General features: G+C 64.0%; 5 protein-coding genes. 1 reads left to right on the forward strand and 4 read right to left on the reverse strand.

Annotation, left to right across the window (positions count from 1 at the left end; translation table 11 throughout):
- The 4 genes from VML93_RS37925 to VML93_RS37940 all read right to left on the reverse strand — a co-directional run.
- Positions 1 to 1619 (reverse strand): KUP/HAK/KT family potassium transporter (locus VML93_RS37925; RefSeq protein ID WP_325618944.1); only part of this gene is annotated, 1619 nt, incomplete at its 3' end.
- A gap of 111 nt (positions 1620 to 1730) precedes the next feature.
- Entirely contained in the window at positions 1731 to 3836 is a 2106-nt protein-coding gene (gene glgX, locus VML93_RS37930) for a glycogen debranching protein GlgX (protein WP_325618946.1), read from the reverse strand.
- Positions 3833 to 6556 carry an MGH1-like glycoside hydrolase domain-containing protein gene (locus VML93_RS37935; protein ID WP_325618948.1) on the reverse strand — a complete coding sequence of 908 codons (2724 nt, stop codon included), beginning with the start codon at positions 6554 to 6556 and terminating at the stop codon, positions 3833 to 3835. Before VML93_RS37935 ends, glgX begins: the two co-directional genes overlap by 4 nt.
- Positions 6557 to 6559: 3 nt before the next feature.
- Entirely contained in the window at positions 6560 to 6955 is a 396-nt protein-coding gene (locus VML93_RS37940) for a hypothetical protein (RefSeq protein WP_325618950.1), read from the reverse strand.
- 119 nt (positions 6956 to 7074) lie between these two features.
- On the opposite strand from VML93_RS37940, the gene VML93_RS37945 reads away from it, so the two are divergent.
- A complete protein-coding gene (locus VML93_RS37945) occupies positions 7075 to 7452 on the forward strand; it encodes a hypothetical protein (protein WP_325618951.1) in 378 nt (125 codons plus the stop codon).
- Positions 7453 to 7459 lie beyond the last annotated feature (7 nt).

The raw sequence follows: 7459 nt of genomic DNA on the forward strand, positions 1-7459 counted from the left end.
ACGCGCTGCGCCTCCGCCACCCGCGGGACTGGCAACGTATCGATCGAGACGATCGCTATGTGCTCGTGCAGCACGTGATTGAGCTCGACATTCTGTCGCATCGCCAGAGGCGCGGTGTTTTGCCCGCGATTGAGGAAGACCGCCGTCCCGCTGACGCGCAGTAGCTGGCGGCGCGTCGACAATTGATCGACGAATTCCTGCAGTGAACCCTCGACGGCTTCCCGTCTGCGGGTGACGATGCTGCCGCCCCGTTGCCACGTGATCATGATCGTGTAGGTCGCCACGGCGATCGACAGCGGTAGCCACGCCCCGTGCACGAGTTTGGTCAGATTCGCTGCCACAAACAGCAGATCGACTCCCAACAGAGCGCTGCCGCCAACGACGATCAGCCACAGCGGAACTCGCCACCTTCTGTGTGCGATGTAGAGGAAGAGCAGTGTCGTGATCGTGATGGTTCCGGTCACTGCCATCCCGTACGCATACGCCAGCGAGGCCGAACTGCGGAACGCGAACACCAGGATCAGGACCGCCACCATTAGCATGCCGTTGATCCATGGCATGTACACCTGACCGAAGGTCGACGCCGACGTGTGCACCACCCGCATGCGCGGCAAGTAGCCGAGCTGGACTGCCTGCGACGCCAGCGAAAACGCTCCCGTGATCACCGCCTGGGAGGCGATGACCGTCGCGGCGGTGGCCAGCAGCACCATGGGTAAGCGCGCCCAGCCCGGGATGAGCAGGAAGAACGGAGCGCTGATGGTCGTCTTGTCGTCGATCAACAACGCGCCCTGACCGAGGTAGTTCAGAGTTACCGCGGGAAGCACGACGAATAGCCAGCCGTAGGTGATCGGCTTACGTCCGAAGTGACCCATATCGGCGTACAGCGCCTCGGCGCCGGTTACCGCCAGCACCACCCCGGTCAGCGAGAAGAACGCTGTCCCAAAGTTTTCCACCATGAACTTCGCTGCGTACACCGGAGAAAGCGCCGCAAGTATCCGTGGGTGGTCGACGATGCGGTTCACGCCCCAGGCCCCGATGGCAATGAACCAGGCAAGCATCACCGGTCCGAAAAGACGACCCACGGCGCCTGTTCCGTGCCGCTGCACCGCGAACAGGGCGACGATGATGACGGCGGTGATCGGCACGACCCAACCCTGCAGCCCCGGGTTGGTCACCTTCATCCCCTCCACCGCGGACAGCACCGAGACCGCCGGCGTGATCATGCTGTCTCCGGAGAACAAGGCGGCGCCGAAGATGCCCAGCGTGGCCAGCATCACCGCGGTGCGGCCATCGCCGCCCCAACGGCGAACCAGCGCGATGAGCGCCATGATTCCGCCCTCGCCGTCGTTGTCGCAACGCATCACCAGGGTGACGTAGGTCAGCGTGACGATGATCATCGCCGACCAGAAGACCAGCGACACCACGCCATAGACGTTCTCGGTGGTGATCGGCACGGGGTGCGGGTCGTCCGGGTTGAAGATGGTTTGGACGGTGTAGATCGGGCTGGTGCCGATGTCGCCGAACACCACCCCGAGTGCTCCGACCACCAACGCAGAACGCGCCGACCTCAGCACTGGTCGCTTATCAGCAGGGGAAGGCGATTCGGACGTCGTGATCATGGTGAGGTCCCCTGATCGAATGGGTGCTAAGTCAGTGATCCGATTGTTGTTCTGGAAGATGCTTACCACGTTGTGCGGGACGACAACATATCCACCAGTGTGCTGTGCTTTCTACACGTCAATCTCTGTTCGCGTCGATTGCAGCACTGCGATCGAGCGCGGCTGCACCGTAATCTCTTGTGCAACACTAATTTTGCGTGCCGGGTCGAAACTGTCGCAGGCGATGTCCCACCGTCTGCCGCGCAGCTCGTCGGGCACGATGAACGTCAACGGCTCCCACCACGCGTTCACGGCGAAGAAAAAGTCGTCATCGATCATCGGCGTTCCGTCGGCGTCGACGTCGGGATCGGTTGCGCCGTCGACGAACAGCCCGACGCTGCGGGCAGCGGTGTCCGACCAGTCTTCGGCAGTCATCATCGAACCAGAAGGAGTGAACCACTGCAGATCTGCAGCCTCCTTGCCGGTGCGGTAGCGACGCCTGCGGAACGCCGGATGGCGCCGGCGTAGCGCGATGAGTTCCTTTGTGAAATCGAAGACTTCGTCGTCGGCAGCGGCCCAGTCGAACCAGGAGATCGCGTTGTCCTGGCAGTAGGCGTTGTTGTTGCCCCGTTGAGTGCGCCCCAACTCGTCGCCCCCCGATAGCAGCGGTATACCGGCAGACAGCAGCAAGGTGACCAGAAAGGCCCGTTTCTGCCGAGCGCGCAGCGCGAGCACATCGGCATCCTCGGTTGGCCCCTCGGCACCGCAGTTCCAGGAACGATTGTCGTCAGTGCCGTCGCGATTGGCCTCGCCGTTGGCCTCATTGTGCTTGCTGTCGTAGGAGACCAGGTCGGCGAGGGTGAATCCGTCATGCACCGTGACGAAGTTGACCGACGCGCTCGGCCGGCGCGCTTCGCCGGGACGGTCGTAGACGTCGGCCGAGCCGCACAGGCGTGTTGCGACATCCCCGAGCAGCCCGTCATGACTGCGCCACCAGTCGCGCACGGTATCCCGGAAGCGTCCGTTCCATTCGCTCCACAGCGGTGGGAACCGTCCCAGGTCGTAGCTGTCCATCCGGCCGACGTCCCAGGGTTCTGCAATTAGCTTGACCGCTGAGACGACCGGATCCTGGCTCACGGCATCAAAAAACGCCGAGAACGGGTCGAAGGCGCCGTCGTCTCGGGCGAGGGTCGGTGCGAGGTCGAATCGGAAGCCGTCGACGCCCATCGAAGAGACCCAGTAGCGCAGCGAGTCCATGACCATCCGCAGGGTGGTCGGGTCGGCCGTGTTGAGCGAATTGCCGGTCCCCGTCGTGTCTATGTAGCGGCTCGGATCGCCGGGGTCGAGCCGGTAATAGGCGGTGTTGTCGAGTCCGCGATGACACAGCGTCGGACCTCCGGTTCCGCCCTCGGCGGTGTGGTTGAACACCACGTCCAGCACCACCTCCAACCCGGCCGCGTGCAGGGCGTCGACCATGGCGCGGAACTCGGCGACCTGGCCGCCGGGCCGACCGGCCCGCACCGCGGCCGAATAGGCGGCGTGCGGCGCGAAGAAGCCGATGGTGTTGTAGCCCCAGTAGTTGGTCAGTCCGCGCTCGACCAGGAATGATTCGGGCACGCTGTGGTGTACCGGAAGCAGTTCGACCGTGGTAACGCCCAGTCCGACAAGATGTTCGAGGGCCGCCTCATGCACCAGGCCGGCATAGGTGCCGCGCAACTCGGGCGGTATGCGGGGGTGCGTTGCGGTGAACCCGCGGACGTGCACCTCGTAGATGACCATGTCGGAAAGTAGATGCCCCGGGCTGGGCACAGCTGGTGCGGGCAGCGGCGCCGTCACCAGGCTGCGTGGTGTGTGACCGGCCGAATCGAGCGAGCTGGGCGCCGCGGCGTTATCCGTTGCGTAGTCGAACAATTCAGGCCCGAGCCGCCATTCACCGTCGATCGCGCGAGCGTACGGGTCGAGCAGCAGCTTGGCGGGGTTGTAGCGCAGACCCCGCCCAGGTTCGTAGGGCCCGCTGACTCGGAAACCATAAGCCTGGCCCGCCACGACACCGGGCACGAAACCGTGCCAGATATCGCCGTCTCGTTCGGGCAGGGCCAGCCGGGTCTCGGTGCCGTCGGAGTCGAATAGGCACAGGGTCACCTGATCGCCCTTCGACGACACCGCGAAGTTGGTGCCGTCGGGGCCCGACGTCGCACCCAGCGGAGCGGGTCTGCCCGGCAGGATCGTCTTGGTCATCGGCCTTCCTCACCCTGGACTAGTCGCTGAATCACTTCCGACGCAGTGGGATACGCGTGATGGCGGCGCCGGATCACGTCGGCGACCAATCCGGTCCAGCCGGTCTGGTGCGATGCGCCCAGGCCTGCGCCGTTGTCGCCGTGGAAGTATTCGTAGAACAGCAGGTTGTCGCGCCACCGCGGATCGGTCTGCATCCGCTCGACGTTTCCGAAGCAGGGCCGTCGCCCGTTTCGGTCGAGCAGGAAGAGGGAGAGCAGGCGGTTCCACAGGTCGGCGGCAACAACATCGAGCGTCACGTTGGTTCCCGACCCAGTGGGGTACTCGATTGTGACTTCGGCGCCGAAGAACTCGTGGTAACGCTCCAACGCGGTCGCGACGAGGTAGTTCAGCGGGAACCACACCGGGCCGCGCCAGTTCGAATTTCCGCCGAACATGGCGGTCGTCGACTCGGCCGGTTCGTAGTCGACGCCGGCGCGCACACCGTCGATGTCCACTACGTACGGGTGATCACGATGGTAGGCGGAAAGCGAGCGGAGGCCGTGCGGTGAGAGGAATTCCGCGGGTTCGAACAGGGTTCGGCAGAGTCGCCGTACCTGCTCCGGTCCGGTCACCCCGATCAACAGCCGCCGGCTGCCCGGGTCACCACGCAGGACGCCGGCATCGACCATCTCCTCGGTGCCTCCTAAGCCGTGGCGTCGCAAGTAGTCGGCGAACATCTTGTCCGTCACTAGTGTGCGGTCGATGGCCTCTTCGTTGACGACCGCAGCCGCCAGCGACGGGATCATGGCAACCATCGATCGGACCCGGACGGGCACTGCGCGGCCATCGGACAGCAGGATACGGTCATAGAACATGCCGTCGGCTTCGTCCCAAAGGCCCTCGGCCTCAAGAGCTTCCGCGATGCCGGCGAAATGCTCGAGGAATTTCTGCACGAGGTCCAGCGCGGGGCGGTGCCCGGATTCGTGCAGGATGGCAGCGATCGTGGCCATGGACAGCGCATAGCCGGCCATCCAACCGGTGGCATCGGATTGCTCGAGTATTCCGCGGACGGGAAGATGTGAGCGATCCAGGGGTCCGATGTTGTCCAGGCCCATGAAACCACCCTCGAATACGTTGGAGCCGTTCGCATCCTCGCGGTTGACCCACCAGGTGAAGTTCACCAATAGTTTGTCAAAGATTCGACTGAGGAAATCGAAGTCACGTGCGCCGTCGATCGCGAAGACCTCCAGTGCCGCCCATGCTTGAACCGGAGGGTTGACGTCGGAGAAGTCCCACTCGTATGCGGGCAAGGCGCCGTTGGGGTGCTGGAACCATTCTCGGCACAGCAGTGATAGCTGATACTTCGCGAACGCCGGATCGATATGCACCAGCGCGACGCAGTGGAACGCGAGATCCCACGCCGCGAACCACGGGTATTCCCACGTGTCGGGCATCGACATCACGTCGAAAGCCGCAAAGCCCCGCCAGCGGGCGTTGCGGCCGTGCCTGCGCTGCGCCGGAGCCGGCGGCTGGGTTGGATCGCCGTCGAGCCATTTGGCTACGTCGTAGTAGTAGAACTGCTTGCTCCACAGCATGCCGGCGAAGGCCTGGCGCATCACCGCGGCCTCGTCGACCGAGGCCTGCGGCGGGGTGAGTGCGGCGTAGAACTCGTCGGCTTCGGCTCGACGCTGCGCGTTCACCTGCGTGAAGTCGTTGCCCAACGCGTCGACGCCGGCCGGTCCCGCGCCCGCTGGGCGCAACCGCAGCCGAAGCTGGGCGGTCTCACCGGAGTTCACCGAAACCCGGTACCACACAGCACATTTTGTGCCGCGGCGCTGTGGATTGACGGTGGCCGCACCGTGCAGGACGTGATCATTGATGCCGTCCTTTGGCCACCGCGAACCGGTGGTAACCCCATAGAGCCTGGCCAGGTTCGTCTCGTTATCGCAGAACAGCAGCTGCGGCTGCGTACCGGGCGGTGCCGGACCGACAAGCAGCTCCAGGTCGCCGAGAGCCGGGTGCGCGACAGCCACCGTTCCGGCTTCGCCGGCTGACAACATCGGCGGCGCGATGTCGGCATGCCACGCCCACGTATTGCGGAACCACAACGTAGGCAGCAGGTGCAGAACCTCGGCAGCAGGTCCGGCGTTGGTTACCCGGATCGTCATCAGCACGTCGGTGGGGTCCGCCTTGGCGTAGTGCACGTCGACCACCCAGTAGCGGTCGCCGTCGAAGATCCCGGTATCGAGCAGCTCGTATTCAGGGTCGCGCTTGGTCCGTCGGCGGTTTTCGCTCACCAGCTGCTGGTAGGGAAATGCGCGCTGTGGATAGTGATATCGCCAGCTGTTCCAGGCGTGGCTGGGTATCGCATCCAGGTACCACCAGTACTCCTTGACGTCCTCGCCGTGATTGGCCTCGATGCCGGTGAGGCCGAATGCCCTTTCCTTGAGGATCGGGTCGCGCCCGTTCCACAGTGCCAGCGCCAAGCACAGTCGTTGCTCAATGTCGCAGAACCCGGCCAGTCCGTCCTCGCCCCATCGGTAGGCGCGGGAACGAGCATGATCGTGCGGCAGATAGCCCCACGCGTCGCCGTCGGCGCTGTAGTCTTCGCGGACTGTGCCCCACTGTCTTTCACTCAGGTAAGGCCCCCACAGGTACCAGTCGGTGGCCTGCCGTAGGCCGAGGTCGAGCCGACCGAAGCTGTCGACCCGCTGCGCCTCCGCCGCTGGGGCAGCCGTCATCGCCTAACCCTCAGCCGGTTCGGCACGGTCCTTCCCAGCTGCTTTTCCTTTCGCAACACTCGTATCCCACTTCGCGCGTATCTCGCGCCATTGTGATGCGGCCTTGCTTCTAGCGTCAACCGCCTTATCGTTGAGTCGATCCGCTGCGGCGCTCGCGCGACCACGCGCGCTGACGACGTCGGCCTGCAGCCGATCCTTGGTGCGGTTGCCGGCAGCTTTCAGCTTCTCGGAAGCGCGTCGGGCCTTTTCGGAGATCTTGTCCAACTGGGCGCTGGGGTCGTTTGCTGACATTGGGACTCCTAGTGTGCGACTGCGTGATTTATCGATCGTCTTCCCTGCGGCGTTGACCGTCATTGTCAGCACCGACAATGTCGGCCAGACGATGTCGTGCGGGATCACGCCTCCTTGCGGGCGACGATGAAGAAGTAGCCATCTTCGTCGACCCGATCGATGTCGCCGGTCGAAAACCAGCCGTCGACAACGGCATCCGCGGTAGCCGCCGGCTTCGCAGCTTCACCGTGGCCGACGACAACTGCGCCGGCTACTCAGCGACGGTGTTGGCGGGATCAGCCAGTGGTCCTGAGATTGTCGGGCGCCGCCACCGCGTGAACACGGTCGACGAACACGTCGAACGCTTTCATGAAATCGCTCAAGAACTGCTCGGTCGATTTGTCGGTGACTTCGCCCGCTTCCGTGACCAAGCCTGGAGCGAAGTGGATGTAGGCTTCCGGCGCCGCCATCAGCGGCGAATTGCAGAAGTTCAGCGCACTACGCTGACTCTGCAAGATCAATCATGTTCCAGCCATTGCGGTTTCGATGAACCGCGCGGCGCCAACACCGTTCGGTATGACTCTTTCGTCCGCGACATGACCACTTGGTCGGTCATTCCCTGGTAGGTGCCGA

Source organism: Mycobacterium sp. (assembly GCF_035499775.1).
Classification (GTDB): Bacteria; Actinomycetota; Actinomycetes; order Mycobacteriales; family Mycobacteriaceae; genus Mycobacterium.

Bases quoted from the DNA above. Each gene is read 5' to 3' on its own strand.
- VML93_RS37935 (WP_325618948.1), bottom strand. From the start codon at position 6,556: ATGACGGCTGCCCCAGCGGCGGAGGCGCAGCGGGTCGACAGCTTCGGT.
- glgX (WP_325618946.1), bottom strand. From the start codon at position 3,836: ATGACCAAGACGATCCTGCCGGGCAGACCCGCTCCGCTGGGTGCGACG.